Source organism: Halovivax ruber XH-70, assembly GCF_000328525.1.
Lineage (GTDB): Archaea > Halobacteriota > Halobacteria > Halobacteriales > Natrialbaceae > Halovivax > Halovivax ruber.
The window spans coordinates 2,157,264-2,176,801 of sequence record NC_019964.1; the positions used below are offsets into that span (position 1 = coordinate 2,157,264).

Sequence of the window (19,538 nt, forward strand, 5' to 3'; positions counted from 1 at the left end):
GCGGCCAGGGAGCCCGTGACGCGTCGCCCAGGCTATACGGAACGCACGAAGTTCTCGACGAGGGCGTGACCGACACCGGTGAGGACGCTTTCGGGGTGAAACTGAACGCATTCGAGTGGATACGATCGGTGGCGCACGCCCATCACGAGCGACTCGCCGTCGTGGTCGGTCGTCGCCGTCACCGCGAAACACGACGGCACCGTGGTCGCGACCAGCGAGTGATACCGTCCCGCCGGAAACGCCTGTTCGAGCCCGGCAAACACGCCCTCGCCGTCGTGGTGGACGGGCGAGGCCTTTCCGTGGACAGGTTCGGGCGCCCGACCGACCGACCCGCCGTACTCGTAGACGGCAGCCTCGAGCCCCAGACAGACGCCGAGGGTCGGGATCGACGGACTCAATTCGGTGAGGACGGCACGGCTGACGCCAACGTCCCGATCGTTCTCCGGGTGACCGGGCCCCGGACTGCAGACGATTCCGTCCGGGTCGGCGTCGCGGATCGTTTCGAGCGAGGCTGTGTTCGTAACGACCGTCACCTCGGCGTGCGCGCTCAGGTACTCGACGAGGTTGTACGTGAACGAATCGTAGTTGTCGACGACGAGGATGGACGGATCGTCGGTCGGTTCCGACGGATCCGTGGTCGATTCTGACGAGTCCCCTGCCGATTCCGACGACTCGGCCGCGCTCATCGATTCACCTCCAGCGAACGGCCCGGCGAGTCGGTGGCGGTCGACTCGTCGCTGGGCGGGTCGACCGTGATTCGTTCGATCGCCTCCAGCACGCCGCCCATCTTCTGTTCGGTCTCTTCGAACTCCAAGGCCGGGTCGCTGTCGGCGACGAGGCCGGCACCGGCCCGAACGGTGACTCGATCGCAGTCGCCGTCACCCGCGTGGCGACGCTCCGGGTCCGACTCGAGTGCGGAGAGGGGCGTCGCGTCGTGATCGATCGTCGCCGTCCGGATGGCGATCGCGAAATCGGCGTCGCCAGTCCACGAGTAGTAGCCGACGCCGCCGCCGTAGAGGCCGCGCGGACGCTCTTCGAAGTCGTCGATGAGTTCCATCGCGCGGATCTTGGGTGCCCCGGCGAGGGTTCCGGCGGGAAACGTCGCCCGCGTCGCGTCGAACGCGTCGGCATCGGGAGCGAGTTCGCCCGTCACGGTCGACTCGATGTGCTGGACGTGGCTGTACTTGCGAACGGTCATGAACTCCTCGACGCGGACCGACCCCGGCTCCGAGACCCGTCGCACGTCGTTGCGAGCCAGGTCGACCAGCATCGTGTGCTCGGCGCGCTCCTTGTCGTCGGCGAGTAGTTCCCCCGCGAGGCGGCGATCCTCGACCGGGGTCGCGCCACGGTCACAGGTCCCCGCGATCGGGTTCGCCTCGACTCGCTCGTCGTGGACCGACACCAGCGTCTCCGGGCTCGCGCCGACGACGGTGCGGTCGCCGTGGGCGAGCAGGTACATGTACGGGGATGGGTTGCACTCGCGCAGCGACTCGTACAGCGCGAGTGGGTCGATCTCGCCGGCGAGCTCGCGAGCACGCGAGACGACGCCCTGGTAGATGTCGCCGTCGAGGACGTGTGCTTTCGCCCGCTGGACGACCGCTTCGTAGTCTGCTCGATCGCCCGCGCGCTCGCCCGTGCAGACGAATCCACCCGTCTTCGGCTCCTCGGCGTCGGTAAGCGTGTCCGCGACGCGCGTCGCCTCACGCCGAAGATCGTCGTAGACCGCGCCCGGATCGTCGTCGGCCTCGACGATCGGCGTGAAGACGAGCGAGAGCGTGTCGTCGTGCTCGTCGAAGGCGAGCGTCTTCGTCGTCAACAGAAACTGGGCGTCAGGCACCGGTGACTCCGGTCGGTCGACGCCCACGTCGTCCAGCCAGAGGTCGTAGACCGCGTCGTAGGCGAGGAAGCCGACGAGGCCGCCGTCCAGGTGCTGGCGGTCGCGAGCGGGCGGGTTGGCGAGGGTGACGTCCGGTAAGGCAGCTCTGAGCGCGTCGACGACGTCACCCGAGGCGTCGGTTTCGATCAGTTCGACCGGTGCGTCCGGCGAGAGCGCCTCGACCGACGTACCGTCGGGCGTGACGGTGACGACGGCGTCGGGATCGTAGCCGACGTAGGAGAACCGGGCGTGGCGCGCCCCGCTCGCATCGGTCGGCCGAAACGCCCCGTCCGGGTCGCTCGACGCCGTCTTCTCCGCGCTCTCGAGCAGGAAGGCGTAGCGATCGTCGCGCTCGCTGATCGACGCGTTCGCCGCCGTCGGAGTCGCGTTCCGTCCCGAGAGCGCCGCGTAGGCCGCCATCGGCGTCGTCTCCACGTCGAGTTCGGCCTCTGCCCGAACGATCACCGGGCGTTCCCCAGCGGTTTCGGCGAGGTCGACGAACGTCGCCCGATCGAGTGAGAGGGTCGGCTCCGTCATGGGCACCCCGGCCGGCGGGCGGCCGTCCTGGCCCGCTCGACGAAGTCGTCGATCGCGTCGTGGTCCTTGACGCCGCCGGTCGCCTCGACTCCCGTCGAAACGTCGACAGCGAACGGGTTCGCAACCCGAACCGCGTCGGCGACGTTTTCGGGTGTCAGCCCGCCGGCGAGGACGACCGGCGAGGAGAGCGTCGCCGCTCGCTCGGCGGTCACGTGCCAGTCGTGCGTCTCGCCGGTGCCACCCGCCCCGGAGTCGGTGACCGAGTCGACCACGAGGGCGTCGGCCCGATCGTCGTAGTGGGCGGGAACGTCGCCAGCCGCCGCGTCGACGGCAAGGAGGAGGTCGGCAGAGACGGACGACGCCAGCGAGGCGAGCTCTTCGTCAGTCCGCTCGCCGTGGAGCTGCATCGCGTCCGGGTCGACGTGGGCGGCGAGCTGTTCGAGCCGATCGGGATCGGTCGCCATCGTGACGAGGACGGTCGTGACGAACGGCGGCGTCCGGTCGACCAGCGCTGCTGCACGCTCTCCGTCGACCGCACGCGGCGTCTCGATCGGGACGTCAGAGACGAAGCCGACCGCATCGGCGCCCGCCGCGACCGCCGCGTCGACGTCCGCCGGCCGAGTCAGGCCGCAGATTTTGACGCGCGGTCGCCGAGCGACGTCGGTGGATTTCGCGGGGCCGTCGCCTTCGTGGGCGGGCGTCATCGTGCGGGCACGCCGCGGAGTCGATCGAGCGTTGCGGCGGCCCCACCGGTTTCGATCGCCTCGCGAGCCAAGTCGACGCCCTCCCCGAGTGACGACGCCTCGTCGGCGACGTAGATCGCCCCGCCGGCGTTCGCGAGGACGACGTCACGCCGCGCGTCGGTGACCGCACCGGAGACGATCCCCTCGAGGGCGGCGGCGTTTTCCGTCGGCGAACCGCCTTCGATGTCCGTGATTTCGTGGCGGTCGAGACCCAGGTCGGCCGGCGTAAGCGAGTACTCCGAGACGGTCCCGCCGGTCACCTCCGCGACCTGCGTCGGGCCGTGGATGGCGATCTCGTCGGTCCCCGCACCGTGGACGACGAGGGCACGCTCGACGGACATTCTCGCGAGCGCGTTCGCGAGTACTGGAACGAGGTCCGGGTCGTAGACGCCGATCACCTGAGCGGTGGCCCCCGCAGGGTTGGTCAGCGGGCCGAGGACGTTGAAGATCGTTCGCATGGACAGTTCCGTCCGCGGGCCAGCCACAGCCTTCATCGCCGGGTGAAACGCCGGTGCGTGGAGGTAGCCGATCCCGTCGCGTTCGATCGCCACCTCCACGGCAGTCGGCTCGGACAGGAGCTCGACGCCGAGTTCCTGAAGGACATCGGAGCTCCCGGAGGACGACGAGACTGCGGCGTTACCGTGTTTGGCGACCGGAACCCCGGCGCCAGCGGCCACGATCGCACTCGTCGTGGAGACGTTGATCGTGTCGTAGTCGTCGCCACCGGTCCCGCAGGTGTCGACGAGGGTTTCACAATCAGGGTCGACCGTGCGCGCGGCCTCACGCATGCCCTCCGCGAAGCCAGCGATCTCCGCCTCGGTTTCGCCCTTCGCGCGCAATCCGGCCAGCAGTGCGCCGATCTGGGCGTCGGTTGCTTCGTCGAAGAGCGACGTCGCAGCCGCTCTCGCCTGTCGTTGATCGAGATCGATGCCGTCCGTGACGCGTTCGACGTGGGCCTGCATAGGGAATCACTGGTGAACGTCTTTGTCTTACAATGTACAAAAGAGTACACCAACTTAAGCGTACCGGAGCGTGGACTCGATCGAGACACTGAAGCGGCAGTGGTGGGGATCAGCCTCCCCGTGCGAACGACCCCCGCCCGTCGATCGATTCGAAACCTTCAATTACGGGGGCGGGCTACGACCGAGTGCAGGGAAACGCAGGCCAGACGGGTTGGTAGTCTAGTCTGGTTATGACACCTCCTTGACATGGAGGAGATCGGCAGTTCAACTCTGCCCCAACCCACTTTTCCGACGCTGGTGCCCTGACCAGCCGACGCAGCTACCTTCCTTATACGCGAATCGTTCGCTGTCAGGCTCACTTCACGTGGACCGCCGTCGTTCATGTGGAAGCGGTGGCCGTCTCGTGGTTCAGCAGTAAGGAGATGTATCACTGCAATAATGATTCACCTGCATACTCTTGATCGACCGTCAGCGGCCCTACGAGACCACCACTTCGCTGTCCGGAACACGTAACTCGAACTCAGGGGGGTACCGTTCGCAACGGTATGCTTGACGCCGACCACGCCCAGAGGTCCTCAATTACCTCGACACGTACGAGTACGGCAAGCTCGCCCACGTCGCGCTGCTGTTTCTCTGGCGATCCAGGTTCCGTATCGGCGCTCTTCACGCGCTCAATGTGGACGACGATCCTGACGAGCGGGCGCTGGCTGTCGGGAATCGCCATGAGACGGGGACATCGTTGAAGAACAAGACAGACGGTCAGCGGTACGTCGCACTCGCCGAGGAGACGTGCGCCATGCTCGACGACTGCTGGAGACCATCGCACCGTGGTGGCGGACGAGCACGGCCGAAAGCCTCTGTGTGCACCGACTCACGGATGTTCCCATAAAACCACCTTCGAAAACTGGTCTATCAGTGGACGCGACCCTGCGCGGTCACCGGGGACTGTCCGCACGGACGAGCACCCGACTTGTTTCCTTCCAGATGACGTGTTGAACAGGCATGTTATCTTATATGTTGTCGCTTATATGGGGTGCTATGATCCAATCAGACTACCGCACGGTGCTGAAGCACGCCGTCGCGTACCTGATCCTGTATCCTCTCTCGGTAATTGCTGGACTCGTGGGACGCGTTGGAAAACTGCTTCCGATCCACAGACTCAGCTGGTGGGTGTTCGACCGGCTCATCGGGGTAGAGGAAGCGAAAGCGTGGAGAGACGATCACGTGCAGCTCGTCGCCGATACCGTTGCAGAGGAACAGGCGGAAATCGAGGAAAGCCGTAACGAACTCGTCTCACAGATCAAGGAACGACGACGCGAAACGGAAGCCCGGTTTTCCGACGGGGAAACCGCCCTCTCACTCGCGATCGCCATTGCGTCGGTCACCGCCTCGCAATGGGTGACGCTTGTTCTCGCAGTACTGCTCATCATCTCTGTCACTGTTCGGTTCACGGCGATCCGGGCAGTGGCCTACAATGATCCTGACCCTAAGTCAGACAAGGAATGGCTCTGGGCGCAATCAACGTGGAACTGGCGGATCCTCGCTGGGAAGAACCTCACGGGGACGCTGATCTCGTTACGCGTGATACAGGCCATTGGAGACGGTATTTATGAGCGCTGGTTACACGAGGTATTTGCGCCTGCGGTCGTGAATCCCGACTCGGGAAAAGCAATGAAACGAATGTTCTCGATCTCCATGGAGGAGCTGAGAAAGCAAGCAACCCCCGACGAAGGAGAGATACTGGAGTACAGCGATGAGGACGCCGGGAACGGGGACGTGGAGGAGCAAGAGGAGATCAAAGTAGAGGGGTGAGGACGAACGCAAACTGCCTGTTCCACCTGTACGTTCACCTATCATCGTGAGGTAAATCATACGGACGTGTCGTGGTCAGGTCATACCCATAGCCCCCTGTGGACGCGTCGTCGATCGGGAGAGAATATCTACGCCGTATCCCGTCACGGGCCAAATCTTTCCATTTCCGTAGCAGGTCCTGTTGGGGTTTATTGTTTTCTTGCTGGTAGTACCTGTGCGTCTCGCCGCCTTGACTCACAGTTGCCGGTGGGAACGAACTTCGAACCGGTGCTCTGACCCATTTGACTGGTCGAGTGGGCCTCGGTGGTAGAATGAGGCGCACAGGGAGGATCGCTATGGCAGAAATTGATCGCATCCCATTCATGAAGTCAGGGAGTACCGTCCGCAACGTGGTAGTTGGTTTCATCTACGTATTCGTGATTCTTTCAGTCTTTGGTGCTACTGTCGAAGACCCGGATGGTGAGGGCCCAAACATCAATAACGAAGCCGTTGCCGATGCTGAAACCGAAGCTGAGGAGACGGCTGGCGATAAAGCGAGTGAATCGACAGGAGAGGAAACGACGGAATCGAACACCAACGAACCGACTGATGAGGAAACGGGGGAATCGGACTCCAGTGAACCGACCGATGAGGCGACGACGGAACCGGACTCCAGTGAAGCAACCGACGATACGGGCCTGTCGACGGACGATGTCGAGTCGCTGTTCACTGAGGTCGTAACGTCGGAAGGAGTAACAGTCACCGAGGTGAGCCATCAGAATGGAGAGTTACACGTCGAGTACATCCCTGCTGAATCGTCTGAAGTCACTCTCTCTGCCGAGATGGGGACACTGGCCGGCGCGTACGCTGGGCTCGTAATCAACGGGGAGGGTGGGGACCGAATGTCCGTCACACTCGTTGGGCCGCAGGGCGACTGGATCGGTGAGTATTACGTTGACGCAGAGTGGGCCGATGCGTGGTATAACGGTGAGATCACCGATGCCGAGATGATTAATCGGATCGCCAGCACGATCGTGACGGAGTAGTGACGTGCACAGACAGCTCCTGGTCGGCTCACGATGGTGACGAGGGAATTGGCCCTCTACCACCATCTGAAAGAACCGTACTGGTCAAATAATTTCTCAGTCGCGATTGTGAATGCGCGAGTCAATCGGCCCTGAAAAAGATCCGGACCCGGTCACCGACGGTGTAGGGTCAGGCATCCGCATGCCGCGATAGAACCGTGCGAGATCGTCCCCCACGTCGTCGAGTGTGAGGATCGCATCCGTGCCGAGATGGTCAGCGTCGTCGACGTACGCCGCGGCACGCTCGCGGGTGGCGAACGGAACCGGGCTGCCCGACATCGGTTCGTCCTGGGTTTCGACGGCCGTCTCCCCGACGAGGTAGCCGTCGGCGGCGTCGAACAACTCGTTCGTTCCGTAGTCTGTGAACCAGACCCGCTCGATGGGTGCGTCCGTCGGGTGCGAGTGGCCGACCGCCCGGTAGGCGAGCAGGCATCCCGGCGTCTCGAAGAAGAGACCCGTCCCGTCGGCGTGGGCCAGTTGCGACGCCCAGGTCCGGTAGTCGACCGGCCGCATATTGCAGACGGGACAGCGGTGTGAGTCAGAGAAGGAAACGGGCTCGGTCACCGGGTGATCGACGATCGAGACGTTCACGGCGTTGTAGAACTGGTCATCGGTCGGCTCCGAGTCGCGGTCCGCACCGCCGAGACAGCCGGGAGCGAGTGCGAGTCCGCATATTCCCGTGGCCGCGAGATAGGCGCGCCGGTCCATATCCGAAGGAACGCGGCCAGGATACTAATTCTCCCAGCGGTCGTTCACTCGTTCGTGTACGTCGGTTTTAGCATTCGCCTCAGTATCTACCCAAGCAGCGTAGATTCCGAAGGCGAGACGGTTTCACGTCTCTCCGTTTTCACGATCACCGGGAGGCGGCGGTTACTCCTCAGCGCCGGTGGCTGCTGCGTAGTAAGTACCCTGATTTACTGGAAGAGAGATCCACGGATCCGTCCTCTCCCCTCGAAATAGCTCCGATCGGTAGATTGTGTCCCGATCTATTTTTATACTCGACATGAATGCCATGCTCACCGTTGGGGTTGGGTAATTGCCACGCAAATGGACCGTACCGTGGGTCACCTGGGACAAATCCGCAGTCCCCACCTCCCAGCGGAGTGGAACGGTATACGCTTCATCCTCGTCTGGCTTCGAAAAGTCGAGAACGGCCACGAGTTGATCCGCAGCGACTTGATAGGCCCGTCCCGACTGGAGACTCGGTCGTGGCTCTTCGTCGTCTTCATCACGGAACTGACACCCTGCTAATCCGGTTACGAGCCCCGTTCCACCGGTAACCAGGACGGCCCGACGAGAAACACCTCTTGTTGACTTTGTCATGGGTTATCCTATCTGCAGACGTTCTAGTTGGAGCACATAAGTTTGAATACTGCTCTCTACTATAATTGTTTCCGCTACAAGTCTAGGTGAGTGATAGTGGCGGGAATGGAATCAATCGTTGGATCTCCCATCCAACCTCACGCCGACCGCTGTCCACCCCCTCCTGTCACCTGTCCCATATCGAACTCTAACATCCCCAGCGCAGCGAGACAATCCACGCACAGCCGTTTCTCCGAATTTCGATACCGGTCAGATAACCGTCCGTCGTGAACCGCCCGAAGGCGCGCCCAGTAGGTTCGTTCCAGATCTACCCCACAGCGCGGGCACGGGTCGTCCGGCCGCGGCTCGTCGAAGTCGTAGCGACCCATCTCAGTTCACCTTCAAATTCCCGAGTCGCAGGACGAGATCCTCGATCAGTTTCGAATCCCAGACGAATTCGGGGTAGTGCTTCGGCTGACTGTACCACTGATGGACGAGAGCTTTTTGTCTCGGTGGTGGATTTCGTAGCATGGTGGACGAATACCCTGTTAGGGGATTCGGAAGCCACGTCTCGGGTGCCTTGAACACCCGGGACACTTTCTGCGCGTGTCCCCGCGACGAATTGGAGAGCGTGGCTTCCGTTCAACACGTCAATTAGAATCGCCATATAATTATCGACTATTAGTTGGAAACTATCCTAGTTGTGCTGTAATTGGCCGGAGATGGAGAGTACGACTGCGACGACTCCGAGCACGGCTACAAAAGCCCTTTCATTCCCCCGGGTTTCTCGTGCCGGCTCCCTCCACCGAGCGCTGGCGAGACGGTGAGAAGAGTTAGATCATCGGCTCGTCCCGGATATCCGGGTGTTCGCGTACGAAGGTGACGAGTCGATCCGCGTAGGATTCGAACGGCGGGACCGAAATGTCGCTGTCCGCGAGCGCCCGCGTGGTGTTCGGGCAGGCGTAGCGCGTCGGGTGATCGAGGTAGTCGAGGGTGTACGGGTCTGTGTCGATCCCGAGGCGGCCGACGGCCTCCATCGCGCCCACCGCGACCGATTTCGGCGTCGGAAGGCGGACCGTCCGGTGACCCGTCGCCGCCGCCAGGGTGTCGACGAATCGCGGGACGGACAGGGGTGCGGGATCACAAAGCTGGTAGACCTCGCCGACGGCGTCCTCGCGGGCGCTGAGATGGGCGATGGCGTCGACGACGAAGTCGCGCGGGACGACGTTCAGTTCGGCGTCGCTGGAGTTCGGCAGGGAGAAGGTCGCCGAGAACCAGCGCGGCTGGGCGAGGAGCAGCCGAACGAGGTTGTAGGGGCCGTCGAATTTCTCCGTCTCGCCTGTACGACTGTCCCCGACGACGATAGCGGGGCGGTAGATCGTCGCCGGGAAGCCCTCGGCCATGCGCTCCTGGACGGCGACCTCGGCGCGATACTTCGTCTCCTCGTAGTGGTTGTTGAACGACTGGCCCTCCTGGAGGTGGTCCGGGGTGAACACGCCGTCGTACCGGCCGCTGACGTAACAGGTGCTGACGTAGTGAAAGCGCTCGACGTCGAGCGACTCGGCGAACGAGAGGACGTGCTCGGTCCCACGGACGTTCACGGCCTCCGCCAGAGCAGCCTCGACGCCGAGATCGTAGACCGCCGCCAGGTGGTAGACCTCGGAGACACTGGCGAGGTCGTCGACGGCGTCGCCGAGTCCGAGATCCGGGTCGGTGATGTCACCCTCGTAGAGACGGATCGCGTCGGCGTCCCCACCGTCATCTCCAGCGGTGTCCTCGTTGTTGCCCACACCGTCGATTTCGGCCACGATCTCGTCTGCCCGATCACGAGCGGCCTCGGCGTGGTGGGGCTGGACCAGACAGGCGATCGGGCCGTCGCCGCGGGCGAGCAGGCGTTCGACCAGCGCCGACCCAAGAAAGCCCGGGAAGCCGGTGACGAAGACGGCCGGATCGCTCACGACAACCACCGCGTGAGGCGGCGCTGGACGGCGGAGAGGCCGGTGAACGCGCGGGCGAACAGCCAGGTCGGGACGCCCGGCGGGGCGTCGAGCGGCCCGACACGCGAGGTGGCGATCGTGCGCGCCTCCGTAAAGCGGGTGATGCCCTCGGGACCGTGTCGTCGGCCGAGTCCGGAGTCGCCGAAGCCGCCCATCGGCGCGTCGACGGAACCCCACCCGATCGTGTAGGGGTCGTTCACGCAGACGGTGCCGCAGTCGATCTCTCGGGCGACATCCTTCCCACGAGTGCGGTCGCCCGTCCACACGCTCGCGTTCAACCCGTACTCCGTGTCGTTGGCCAGTTCGATCGCCTCGTCGACACCGGCGACGGGCGTGACAGAGACGACCGGCCCGAAAGTCTCCTCGCACGCGACGCGGTCGTCGGGGTCGACGTCCGTGAGGATCGTCGGTTCGTAGCAGAACGGACCGACGTCCGGCCGTGCCCGCCCGCCCGAGACGACGGACGCCCCGTCCTCGACCGCGTCCTCGACGTGGCCCCTGACGGATTCGAGGTGAGTCTCGTCGATGAGCGAGCCGACGTCCGGCCCGTAGTCGAACGCGAGCCCCATCGAGAGACGACGAGTCGCCCCGACGAACGCGTCGAGGAAGGCCTCGTATCGGCGCTCGTCGACGTAGATCCGCTCGGGTGCCAGACAGAGCTGCCCCGCGTTCGTGAACGCACCCTTCACGGCGCCCCGGGCCGCCATCCCGACGTCCGCGTCGTCCAGCACGATCATCGGGTTCTTCCCGCCGAGTTCGAGCGAGCAATCGATCAGGTTGCGACCCGCCTGCTCCGCGACGATGCGGCCAGTCTCCGTGCTGCCGGTGAACGCCACGTAGTCGACCGCGTCGATCAGCGCCGGCCCTACGGTGGCCCCCTCGCCGGTGACGATCTGGAAGACGTCGGCCGGCAGGCCGGCCTCCTCGAGGAGTTCCGAGAGGGCGAGGGCGATGTAGGGAGTCTTCGCGTCGGGCTTGCAAACGACGACGTTGCCCGCGAGCAACGCCGGAATCGCGTCGGTCATCGAGAGCGTCAGCGGGTAGTTCCACGGGGAGATGACGCCGACGACGCCGACGGGGTCACGAGTGACGGTCGCCGAGGATGCGATCGGGATCGGCGCCGATCGCCGGTCGTCGGCGATGGCGCCCGGACCCGCCGAGGCGTAGTACGAGCACGTCAGCGGGACGTCGACGACCTCCTCTAACGCGTGGTGGCGCGCCTTGCCCGTCTCGAGCTGGACGATGTCGAGCAACTCGTCGCGGTTGGCGGCGACGAGGTCCCCGAAGCGTTCGATCACGGCCGCCCGGTCCTCGACCGGCATCGCCGCCCACGACGACTGGGCACGGCGAGCGCGCTCGACCGCCGCCGCAACGTCGGCCGACTCGTACGCCGGAATCGTCCCGATCGCCTCGTCCGAGATCGGCGTCCGGACGGCGATCGACTGGTGCTCCGTCGACCCGTCTGCGCGTCCCGTCGACCCCCCGACGCGATCGGCGAGTCGCTCGAGACGCGCCGACGACAGTCCAGTGTCGGATACCGGCGTCGAACCCATCGAACTGGTCATACGTGGCCTATCACTGAGGAAACCTAATAAGTTGATGCGCGTGGTGACGACGCTCGGCGAAGCCACCGAAGTCGGCCATACGGTACATTCATTGACCGATCGTCGTCAGTTGGAGACATGCTGGCACTCGTGTTCGATCTGGATGGGACGCTCGTTCAGTTCGACAGACCATACGACGACCTGCTGCACGCTGCGTTCGAATCCGTTACCGAGGACGTCCCCGAGGCGTGGATGGAGACGTACAACGAGACGTTCTTCGATCACTTTCGGGCGTGTACGCCAGCGCCCGTCGCGCGCACGGCGGCCGAACTCGAGGGCTGTCCCGACCCGACGGCCGTCGCCGACGCCCTGTTGGCCCAGGAGGTCGACGCCACGCAGGCAATCGACGCCCATCGGGCCGAATTGGAACGACTGGCCGACACCCATCAGATCGGCGTGCTCACGAACGGGCTGCCCGCGTGGCAGCGACAGAAACTGGAAGCCACCGGGCTGGAGCCGTCCGTCGACGCGTTCGTCGCCTCCTACGAAGCCGGGGCACACAAACCGGACGTTGCACCGTACCGACTCCTAGAGGAGCGTCTCGACGCCTCGCGGTACGCGATGATCGGCGACGCCGCGACCGATATCGAGGGAGCGAAGACGGCCGGCTGGGGGACGTATCGCTACGACGGCGGCGACTTCGCCGAGCTTCCTGACGCGATCGAGTGGGACAGGTGAGGTATCCAGGGGTCCACGAAACGGCAACAGCGTTTATCATCCAGTAGGAGCATCACTCTGTCGTGAATCTTCAACGGATAGTTCTGCTCGGCGTCCTGGGGATGGTCTTCTCCAGTGCGCTGCTGTCGGCCAACGTCCTCATCGCCGCCGACCAGACGGTGATGGACGCAGACTACGCGGCCGACACCGCCGACGAGGCGAAGCTCCACGAGTCGCTCGAAGGCGAGATCGAGAGCCAGATACAGGCGAACGACTCGGTCGACACGACGGCACTTCCCATCGACCGGTCCGTCGACGACATCCTCGCCGACTCGATCACCAGCGATTACATCCGCGCGCAGGTCGAGGCGAACATGGATCGGTTCTACGCCTATCTCGACGGCGACCGAGAGACGCTCACGCTCGAGATCGAGACCGAGCCCGTCGTCCAGAACGTACTGGACGAACTCGAACCCGAACTCGAGACGCTGCGCCCCAGTGACTTCGACGAGACGCTCGCGAACGTCGGCTCCGACGAGATGGCGGCCGACCACGGGACCGCGATCGAGGAGATGACCGAGAGCGAGTCCCAGTTCCTGGCGCACAGACAGGCGTTCGAAGAGCGGGTCAAAGAGCGCATCCAGGAGGAGACGCCGTACCCGATGACCGACGAACAGTTAGACCGCGAGTACGAGAATCGCCGCGAGGATATCAGGACGGACCTGATCGCCACGCAGGACGAGCAGCTCGCGGCCGCCGTCGAAGACGGCACGCTTCCGGCGTCCTTCGAGGCACCCGTCCGGACGATCATGACCGCACGGATCGACGCGTTGACCGGCGAGATCGGCTACGATTCGTACGTCACCGCCGTCGAGACGGGAATGGACGACCTGCGTGCGGCCGCCCTCGACGAGGCCGAGACGCGACTCCGCGAGGAGGTCCCCTCGACGATCGATCTCACGGAGGACTTTGGCTCCCAGGAACGAAGTTCCATGGAGACGGCCCAGCGGGCGACGGGACTGGCCGGAACGCTCACGATGGTCCTCCCGCTCGTCGCGCTCGGCGCAGCGGCGATCGTCGCCTGGCGCTTCCCACCCGCGGTCGCAGCGCGCTCGATCGGTCTCGGGGCTGCTGTCGTCGGCCTCGTCAGCCTCGTCGGCGCCCGGGTGGCCGAGGGTGCGGTCGGCTCGGCCATCGACGACGCCGACGGGCCGGAGGCGGCGCTCCGATTCGTCAGATTGCTCTTCGAGGGATTGTTCGGCATGCTCACCTGGCAATCGGGCGGGTTACTCGTGGTCGGGCTCGGACTCGTCGGCGTGAGCGTCGCGATCCAGCGCGGACTCGTCCTCGCAGACGACTAGCCGAAACAGACAACCGAGCAGAAGAACGAACAGACGGGCTAACAGTCACCTTCTGGCGTGTTGGCGTTGCAATCTGGCGTGACCTTTCTTGAGCCGTAGTGCGTTACCGTTCCAGATATGCGATGCCGTCCGGGTGGATCCCTGCATCGTATCGCTCGACTTCCGCGAAGGTGTCGATGTCGACCACGGAGACGTCGTTCGTCTTGTTGTTCGCAACGAAGGCACGTTCGCCGTCGGGGGCGAAGACGGTGCCACCGGGCCAGATGCCGACCGGGAGCCGGGCGATCTCCCAGGGGCGCCGGTCACCATCGCGAACGTGGTCGGTATCGACGACGGAGACGCTATCCGACTCCCGGTTCGGCACGAGCGCGTACCGGCCGTCCGGCGAGAGCATCACCCGGATCGGCGTCTCGCCGAGGAGCGCCCGACTCGTCTCTTCGAAGGTCTCGGGGTCCAGGACCGAGAGCATGCCGTCGTCCTGGTTGGCAACGAGGAGTTCGCCCGTGTCCGGGTCGACGCCGATCCCTTCCGGGCTCTCGCCGACCGGCGGATCCGCGACGACCCGACGGTCGTCGCAATCGACGACAGTCACGTTGTCGCTCCCGATATTGGCCACGTACGCTGTCGTTTCGTCGGGTGACAGTGTGACCATGTGGGACTTGTCCTGATAGGTCGGAAACGTCTCCAGAAGCGCCATCGTCTCGACGTCGAAGACGAACAGCTGGCTGCTGTACGTCGACACTAACCAGAGTTCGCCGGCCGACTCCCGCACGGCCAGGCCGTGCGGAAAGTCGAACAGGTCGTGTTCGAACCGATCGACGACGGCCCGTTCGTCGGTGTCGATGGCGAGAAGGGAGTCGCCGAGCGAACACGTCACGTACGCGCGAGACCCGTCGGGCGAAATGGCGACCTCGTGTGGGTTGAAGTCCGTCTCGACGACGGCCGTCGTCGCGCCGGTCTCGACGTCGAGGAACGATACCGTATCGTCGTCCTTGTTGAGGACGAGCAACTGGTCGGTCGTCGCAGACGCATCGGCCATGGCCGAACGCTCGGCAGCCACCGATTTACCGGTTTGTGTAGCGGCACGTGAGCGGAGAGTTCAGGCCACCCGTTCGGCGGCCCCCTCCTCGGTCACGGCGACGGACTCGGCCCAGACGACGTTGACGACGGCACCGAACAGGATGACGATGCCCGCCAGATAGAGCCACGTGAGAAGCAGGAGGATCCCGCCGACGGCCCCGTACGCCTCGTACTGGCCGGCTCTCGACGCGTAGAACTGGAAGCCGATCTGGAGGGCGGTCCACCCGACGGCGGCGAAGAGGACGCCCGGGAGCACCTCCCTGATCGAGACGTCGACCGGCGGCATGACGTAGTAGATCGGCAGGAAGACCAGCGTCAGGCTGGCGAGCAGGCCGACCAGACCGAGGAGATTCCCGAAGGGGACGTACGCCGCAGCGAAGCCGAGGAAGAGGCCGACACCGATCATCGCCGCGAGCCCGCCGGCCACGGCGACCAGCGCGACGAGCCCGTCCACGAGGTGGCCGGTGAAGGACTTCTCGGCGTCGGTTCCGTAGATTCGGTCGAACGACATCGAGAGTCCCCGGAAGACCTTGAGTGCTCCCCAGACGGCCACGACGAGCGCGATGATCGTGGCCTGTGCCCGCCCCGACTCCGCGGTCAGTGCCTCCTCGATGAGTGCCACACCGACGGCCGGCATCGCGTCGCCAGCCCCTTCGACGAGTACGGCGGCGATGGCTTCGCCCCCGACGATCGAACTCACGACGAGTGCCAGGACGACCGTCGGCACGATCGAGACGAACGCGTAGTAGGCGAACGCCGCCGCGAGCACCGTGACCTCGCGGTCGGTCGCGATGCGATAGACGTCGAGTGCCGTCCGAGAGAGCGCGGCCGCATTCACGGCTGGTCCCTCGGAGCGGTGTCGTCCCGAGAGTGCCGGTTCGCGGCTCCGCCACCGCCCCTCATCGACGGCGACCTGACACAGTCACCACTCGGTGCAGAAGTTGTGCGTGGCAAAGACTTTCCCTCCCTCCGTGATGTAGACGCCGACCCCGCCGCGATCCCAGCCCTCGGTGAGGATCGCCTTCCGATGAGGCGGTGAGTTCATCCACTGTTCTGCGAGGCCGTCGGCCAGTTCCTCGGCTGTCCGGTACTGGGCGGTACCACCGTCGTGGGTTTCGACCCGTCTATCGGCCCAGTTCTGGGCGATGTTTTCGCCGTACCCGTAACAGTAGTCCGCGGTCGTCTCGAATCGGTCCTTCGGACTCTGCCCGTCCGGGTTGTCGTGAGCGAAGTACTCCCGATCGGCCATGTCTTCGCTGTGTGCCCGCGCGACCGACGCGATCGTCCCGTCCCAGATGAGCGGATCGAGGCCGTGTTCGGCCCGAATGTCGTTGATCCGATAGTGGACGTAGTCCTCGACGTGCTCGCTCCTGACCGTCGCCACCCCCTCGTAGGTCGAGTTCCCCGGGTTGTCGGCGTGCTGGAGCGACGGATTGTGGTCACCCGCCGCGGGCGGCGCGTCGGTTTCGATCGCGCTCTGTTGGTAGACGACCTCGTCGACGAACTGCGGCGCGACGGTGACGGTCGCGAAGACCAGCCCGGCGAGCACGAGCACCGTCAGCACGAACCGGACCAACCCAAGCAGTGCCCGGTCCGCTGGCGGCCCTGTCGCGGAATTTCGGTCGGAGTCAGACCGCGTGTCCATCGCCTCGACCGTTGGATCGGCGGCCATATTGACCTGTGGGTTTTCGTCCGACCCTACAGCGCGTACGTGAGCCTTACGAGAACAGCCGAGAACCCACGTTCACCAGTATGTGGGTGTATCCGGTTCACCACTCCCGGTGCCGCAAAGTGCCACCCGACGAAACCGGAACTCATCGACTCCCCTGCACCCGGTCAGCCCCCGATCACGTCCGCCGTTTTGAACCCACTCACTCGGCACCTGACTGACGTTCGTGAACGAGCCCGTCGATGGCCAGTACGAGTCCGGGGACGACGACCATGAACAGGTGTTCTTCGACGGGAATGCCGGCGACGTCCACGCCCGTTCGTAGCTCGATGCTGAAGACGCCGACGGAGAGGGTGTATCGATCCCAGACGTACGCGATCGGATAGAGCGCGACGATGGTCCGTGCCGCTCGTCTCAGGGAGCCGGTCCGCCGAAGTGCGACGAACGCGATCGTCCCCCAGAACAGTTCGGTGACGAGGTACGTGAAGCGACCGAAAACACCGATATCCGGACGGACACGCTCGCTCTCGTCGCCGACGGCCGCCCTGACGAACCGAGTGACGCCGGTAACGGGTGACACCATACAGTGTACCCGACGAGGCCGGCGAAAAAGCCCGGGCCTCCGAGAGTGGGGTGTTACCCCCTCGCAGGTAGCACCCCGCTCCTGCGAGGGACGCCAGTTCCAGGCGGCCCCAGGACGGACCAGGCAACCGATGTGGCAGGCGGGCCGGTTCTCGGCCCACGATAGCGGACGTGTCTGCAAGCCGGGTGCTATCGACCCACACAGTCAATATGTTGATTACCGTCGGGCCGAAAGGACAGAACGGACCGATGAATATTGCAGATATTGCGACCCGTGACCACCTCGAGATCGACGTCGGGACGCGCATGGGGAAAGTCAGAGCGGAGTTCGAGAACGGCAACCCCAAAGGGATCATCGTCACCGACGACGGGGAGTACGAGGGCGTCATCAGTGAACGCCAGGTGCTCCAGAGCCACGTCGAGGACGACGCGAAGGTCGCTGCGTTGCTCAAGCCGAGTCGATCGGCGCCGGCCCCGACGGTCGATCGCGACGAAGACGTGCGTGAGACCGCCCGGATCCTCATCGAGGGCAACGCGAAGATCGCCCCCGTGTTCGAAAACGGCGATCTCTGGGGCGTCATCACCGACGACGCCGTCCTCGAGGCTGTCCTCGAGAACCTGTCGGCGATCACCGTCGCGGACGTCTACACCGCCGAGCCGATCACGGTGACCGAGGACGACGGCGTCGGGAAGGTAATCAACCAGCTTCGCGAGAACGGCATCTCCAGACTTCCCGTTCGGAACGAGAACGGCTACCTGACGGGAATGGTCACGACCCACGACATCGCCGACTTCGTCATCCGGGAGAACGAACGGATGACCCAGGGCGACCGAGTCGGCGACAACGAGCGCATGCTCGACGTCCCGGTCTACGACATCATGAACAGCCCCGTCGAGACGATCGAGTCCGCCGCGACCGTCCAGACGGCCGTCGAGACCATGCTCGAGTTCGACTACGCGGGGCTCGTGGTGACGCCGGCGGACGACGAGCGACAGATCGACGGCGTGATCACCAAGACGGACGTCCTCCGCGCGCTCACCTACACCGAAGAAGAACAGATGGACGTCCAGATCACGAACATCTCCCAGCTGGGCTCGATGAGTCGGGCCGACGTCGTCGAAAGCATCGAGTCGGTCGTCGACAAGTACGCCAAGATGCAGGTCCAGCACGCCCACGTCCGCTTCCACGAGCACAAGGAGAAACTCCGCGGCCAGCCCCTGATTCGCTGTCAGATCCGACTCCGGACGAACAAGGGCCAGCTCGCGGGCTCCGGCGAGGGCTACGGCGCCGACAGCGCCTTCCGCGTCGCACTGGACAAGCTCGAACGGAACGTCCTCGAGCTGAAAGGAATCACGAGCGACGAGGAGTACCGCGGCCAGCTTCTCCGGAAGTTGAACGAAATCTGAGTCGACGAAGTAACCGATAGCGGGCAGACGCCTGCGATTTCAGAACTGGAAGTCTGACAGCACGGCCTCGATCACGACGACGTTTCCGTCCACGCGAATCGACTGTATCTCCCCGTTCTCGACGAACTCCGCTTTCGCCTCCGCTTCTGCGTCTGCCTTTTCGGCCTCGGCCGTCTCCGCGTCGGCGTAGTGGGTTCGCGCCTCCATCGTGATATCGCTGCCGTCGGCGTCCATCGCGATCCCCATCAGCTCGAACGACTCGGCGTCGTCGAACATGACACCCGACATCGCGGCGCCAGCAACACCGGAGAGTGCCGCGTCCCACTCCTCGTCGACATCCGAGATGCGATCGACGTCCCCGTTCCGAGCGTCGATCAGGGTCTCGTAGTCAGCACTCATGACGAGCGCGTCCGAGCCGATCGCGATCGCCCCGTTGACCACTTCGTAGTCGCCGACGGTTTCGGTCTCCGCCTCGCCGGCGAGTTCCGAGACGACCGCGTCGCGATCGAACGAGCCCGTCAAAACGAGCCCCGTTCTGCCCGTCTGGAAGACGAGCATGCCGTCAATGTCATCGACAGACACGCCGAGGCTGTCGGTCAACGAGTCGAGCCCAAGTTCCGAACGCGCTTCCTCCGGCCAGGAGTCGGTTATCCGACCGAGATCCGCGTGAATGACGGTTCCGGCATCCATATCGACGAGGAGATCGGCCGCGAGCCACTCCTCGTAGGCGGCATCCGTCTCGTCGCTCGAATCCGCGTCGTCGTCGAGCAAATCGCCGGTACAACCCGCCACCGCAGTAGCGGTTCCCGCTGCGACAGCACCCACCAACGTCCGTCGAGTAACGTCGTCCATACCACGGGCTATTCGAGCGGTCTCGAATAACCG

General features: G+C 64.5%; 19 protein-coding genes and 1 tRNA gene. 6 read left to right on the plus strand and 14 right to left on the minus strand.

Going from position 1 to position 19,538, the window contains the following annotated elements; all coding sequences use genetic code 11:
* Positions 1 to 32: 32 nt before the first annotated feature.
* Genes trpG through trpD form a run of 4 tightly spaced genes read right to left on the minus strand, consistent with a single transcriptional unit; the run spans position 33 to position 4,118 of the window.
* Complete coding sequence (trpG, locus tag HALRU_RS10270; RefSeq protein ID WP_015301320.1) at positions 33 to 686, minus strand: anthranilate synthase component II; 654 nt, start codon at positions 684 to 686, stop codon at positions 33 to 35.
* Positions 683 to 2,413, minus strand: coding sequence for an anthranilate synthase component I (trpE, locus tag HALRU_RS10275; RefSeq protein ID WP_015301321.1), 1,731 nt, complete (start codon positions 2,411 to 2,413; stop codon positions 683 to 685). Before trpE ends, trpG begins: the two co-directional genes overlap by 4 nt.
* Entirely contained in the window at positions 2,410 to 3,117 is a 708-nt protein-coding gene (locus HALRU_RS10280) for a phosphoribosylanthranilate isomerase (RefSeq protein ID WP_015301322.1), read from the minus strand. Before HALRU_RS10280 ends, trpE begins: the two co-directional genes overlap by 4 nt.
* The gene (trpD, locus tag HALRU_RS10285; protein WP_015301323.1) at positions 3,114 to 4,118 is read right to left on the minus strand and encodes an anthranilate phosphoribosyltransferase; all 1,005 of its coding nucleotides are present in this window, start codon (positions 4,116 to 4,118) and stop codon (positions 3,114 to 3,116) included. Before trpD ends, HALRU_RS10280 begins: the two co-directional genes overlap by 4 nt.
* A 208-nt stretch (positions 4,119 to 4,326) precedes the next feature.
* Between trpD and HALRU_RS10290 the strand changes: the two genes are divergently transcribed.
* Positions 4,327 to 4,401: transfer RNA gene (locus HALRU_RS10290), tRNA-Val, on the plus strand.
* Positions 4,402 to 4,638: 237 nt separating this feature from the next.
* Here the strand turns inward: HALRU_RS10290 and HALRU_RS10295 are convergent.
* Complete coding sequence (locus tag HALRU_RS10295) at positions 4,639 to 4,842, minus strand: hypothetical protein (RefSeq protein WP_148680507.1); 204 nt, start codon at positions 4,840 to 4,842, stop codon at positions 4,639 to 4,641.
* A 314-nt stretch (positions 4,843 to 5,156) separates the two neighbouring features.
* Here HALRU_RS10295 and HALRU_RS10300 point away from each other — a divergent pair, with 314 nt between their 5' ends.
* On the plus strand, positions 5,157 to 5,930 hold the full coding sequence (locus HALRU_RS10300; RefSeq protein ID WP_015301324.1) for a hypothetical protein: 774 nt from the start codon (positions 5,157 to 5,159) through the stop codon (positions 5,928 to 5,930).
* A 335-nt stretch (positions 5,931 to 6,265) separates the two neighbouring features.
* Positions 6,266 to 6,955: a hypothetical protein gene (locus HALRU_RS10305; RefSeq protein ID WP_015301325.1), complete on the plus strand. Its 690-nt coding sequence runs from the start codon at positions 6,266 to 6,268 to the stop codon at positions 6,953 to 6,955.
* Positions 6,956 to 7,051: 96 nt separating this feature from the next.
* On the opposite strand, the gene HALRU_RS10310 is transcribed toward HALRU_RS10305, so the two are convergent.
* From HALRU_RS10310 to HALRU_RS10325, 4 genes are all read right to left on the minus strand, one after another.
* Positions 7,052 to 7,702, minus strand: coding sequence for a nitrous oxide reductase accessory protein NosL (locus HALRU_RS10310; protein WP_015301326.1), 651 nt, complete (start codon positions 7,700 to 7,702; stop codon positions 7,052 to 7,054).
* A 752-nt stretch (positions 7,703 to 8,454) separates the two neighbouring features.
* Positions 8,455 to 8,685: a hypothetical protein gene (locus HALRU_RS16000; RefSeq protein ID WP_015301328.1), complete on the minus strand. Its 231-nt coding sequence runs from the start codon at positions 8,683 to 8,685 to the stop codon at positions 8,455 to 8,457.
* A gap of 444 nt (positions 8,686 to 9,129) precedes the next feature.
* Complete coding sequence (locus tag HALRU_RS10320; protein WP_015301330.1) at positions 9,130 to 10,263, minus strand: SDR family oxidoreductase; 1,134 nt, start codon at positions 10,261 to 10,263, stop codon at positions 9,130 to 9,132.
* Positions 10,251 to 11,858: a succinic semialdehyde dehydrogenase gene (locus HALRU_RS10325; RefSeq protein ID WP_015301331.1), complete on the minus strand. Its 1,608-nt coding sequence runs from the start codon at positions 11,856 to 11,858 to the stop codon at positions 10,251 to 10,253. The genes HALRU_RS10320 and HALRU_RS10325 overlap by 13 nt, the downstream gene beginning before the upstream one ends.
* Positions 11,859 to 11,975: 117 nt before the next feature.
* Here HALRU_RS10325 and HALRU_RS10330 point away from each other — a divergent pair, with 117 nt between their 5' ends.
* The gene (locus tag HALRU_RS10330; protein ID WP_015301332.1) at positions 11,976 to 12,575 is read left to right on the plus strand and encodes an HAD family hydrolase; all 600 of its coding nucleotides are present in this window, start codon (positions 11,976 to 11,978) and stop codon (positions 12,573 to 12,575) included.
* A 62-nt stretch (positions 12,576 to 12,637) separates the two neighbouring features.
* Positions 12,638 to 13,915: a hypothetical protein gene (locus HALRU_RS10335; protein WP_148680508.1), complete on the plus strand. Its 1,278-nt coding sequence runs from the start codon at positions 12,638 to 12,640 to the stop codon at positions 13,913 to 13,915.
* 103 nt (positions 13,916 to 14,018) lie between these two features.
* Here HALRU_RS10335 and HALRU_RS10340 read toward each other — a convergent pair whose 3' ends face one another.
* The 4 genes from HALRU_RS10340 to HALRU_RS10355 form a co-directional block, all read right to left on the minus strand.
* Positions 14,019 to 14,954: a beta-propeller fold lactonase family protein gene (locus tag HALRU_RS10340; protein ID WP_015301334.1), complete on the minus strand. Its 936-nt coding sequence runs from the start codon at positions 14,952 to 14,954 to the stop codon at positions 14,019 to 14,021.
* A gap of 60 nt (positions 14,955 to 15,014) precedes the next feature.
* Positions 15,015 to 15,833, minus strand: a complete 819-nt coding sequence (locus tag HALRU_RS10345; protein WP_015301335.1) for a YihY/virulence factor BrkB family protein — start codon at positions 15,831 to 15,833, stop codon at positions 15,015 to 15,017.
* Between the two features lie 84 nt (positions 15,834 to 15,917).
* Positions 15,918 to 16,667, minus strand: coding sequence for a CAP domain-containing protein (locus HALRU_RS10350; RefSeq protein ID WP_015301336.1), 750 nt, complete (start codon positions 16,665 to 16,667; stop codon positions 15,918 to 15,920).
* Positions 16,668 to 16,866: 199 nt separating this feature from the next.
* A complete protein-coding gene (locus HALRU_RS10355; RefSeq protein ID WP_015301337.1) occupies positions 16,867 to 17,247 on the minus strand; it encodes a lycopene cyclase domain-containing protein in 381 nt (126 codons plus the stop codon).
* A 248-nt stretch (positions 17,248 to 17,495) separates the two neighbouring features.
* Between HALRU_RS10355 and HALRU_RS10360 the strand changes: the two genes are divergently transcribed.
* Positions 17,496 to 18,653, plus strand: coding sequence for a CBS domain-containing protein (locus tag HALRU_RS10360; protein WP_148680509.1), 1,158 nt, complete (start codon positions 17,496 to 17,498; stop codon positions 18,651 to 18,653).
* 39 nt (positions 18,654 to 18,692) lie between these two features.
* On the opposite strand, the gene HALRU_RS10365 is transcribed toward HALRU_RS10360, so the two are convergent.
* The gene (locus HALRU_RS10365; protein ID WP_015301339.1) at positions 18,693 to 19,505 is read right to left on the minus strand and encodes a hypothetical protein; all 813 of its coding nucleotides are present in this window, start codon (positions 19,503 to 19,505) and stop codon (positions 18,693 to 18,695) included.
* Positions 19,506 to 19,538: the final 33 nt, after the last annotated feature.

Coding starts and splice junctions, on each gene's coding strand:
- trpD (WP_015301323.1), bottom strand. CDS start 4,118: ATGCAGGCCCACGTCGAACGCGTCACGGACGGCATCGATCTCGATCAA.
- HALRU_RS10310 (WP_015301326.1), bottom strand. CDS start 7,702: ATGGACCGGCGCGCCTATCTCGCGGCCACGGGAATATGCGGACTCGCA.
- trpE (WP_015301321.1), bottom strand. CDS start 2,413: ATGACGGAGCCGACCCTCTCACTCGATCGGGCGACGTTCGTCGACCTC.
- HALRU_RS10300 (WP_015301324.1), top strand. CDS start 5,157: ATGATCCAATCAGACTACCGCACGGTGCTGAAGCACGCCGTCGCGTAC.
- trpG (WP_015301320.1), bottom strand. CDS start 686: ATGAGCGCGGCCGAGTCGTCGGAATCGGCAGGGGACTCGTCAGAATCG.
- HALRU_RS10355 (WP_015301337.1), bottom strand. CDS start 17,247: ATGGTGTCACCCGTTACCGGCGTCACTCGGTTCGTCAGGGCGGCCGTC.
- HALRU_RS10325 (WP_015301331.1), bottom strand. CDS start 11,858: ATGACCAGTTCGATGGGTTCGACGCCGGTATCCGACACTGGACTGTCG.
- HALRU_RS10295 (WP_148680507.1), bottom strand. CDS start 4,842: ATGGCGATTCCCGACAGCCAGCGCCCGCTCGTCAGGATCGTCGTCCAC.
- HALRU_RS10340 (WP_015301334.1), bottom strand. CDS start 14,954: ATGGCCGATGCGTCTGCGACGACCGACCAGTTGCTCGTCCTCAACAAG.
- HALRU_RS10365 (WP_015301339.1), bottom strand. CDS start 19,505: ATGGACGACGTTACTCGACGGACGTTGGTGGGTGCTGTCGCAGCGGGA.
- HALRU_RS10280 (WP_015301322.1), bottom strand. CDS start 3,117: ATGACGCCCGCCCACGAAGGCGACGGCCCCGCGAAATCCACCGACGTC.
- HALRU_RS10360 (WP_148680509.1), top strand. CDS start 17,496: ATGAATATTGCAGATATTGCGACCCGTGACCACCTCGAGATCGACGTC.
- HALRU_RS10350 (WP_015301336.1), bottom strand. CDS start 16,667: ATGGCCGCCGATCCAACGGTCGAGGCGATGGACACGCGGTCTGACTCC.
- HALRU_RS10305 (WP_015301325.1), top strand. CDS start 6,266: ATGGCAGAAATTGATCGCATCCCATTCATGAAGTCAGGGAGTACCGTC.
- HALRU_RS16000 (WP_015301328.1), bottom strand. CDS start 8,685: ATGGGTCGCTACGACTTCGACGAGCCGCGGCCGGACGACCCGTGCCCG.
- HALRU_RS10330 (WP_015301332.1), top strand. CDS start 11,976: ATGCTGGCACTCGTGTTCGATCTGGATGGGACGCTCGTTCAGTTCGAC.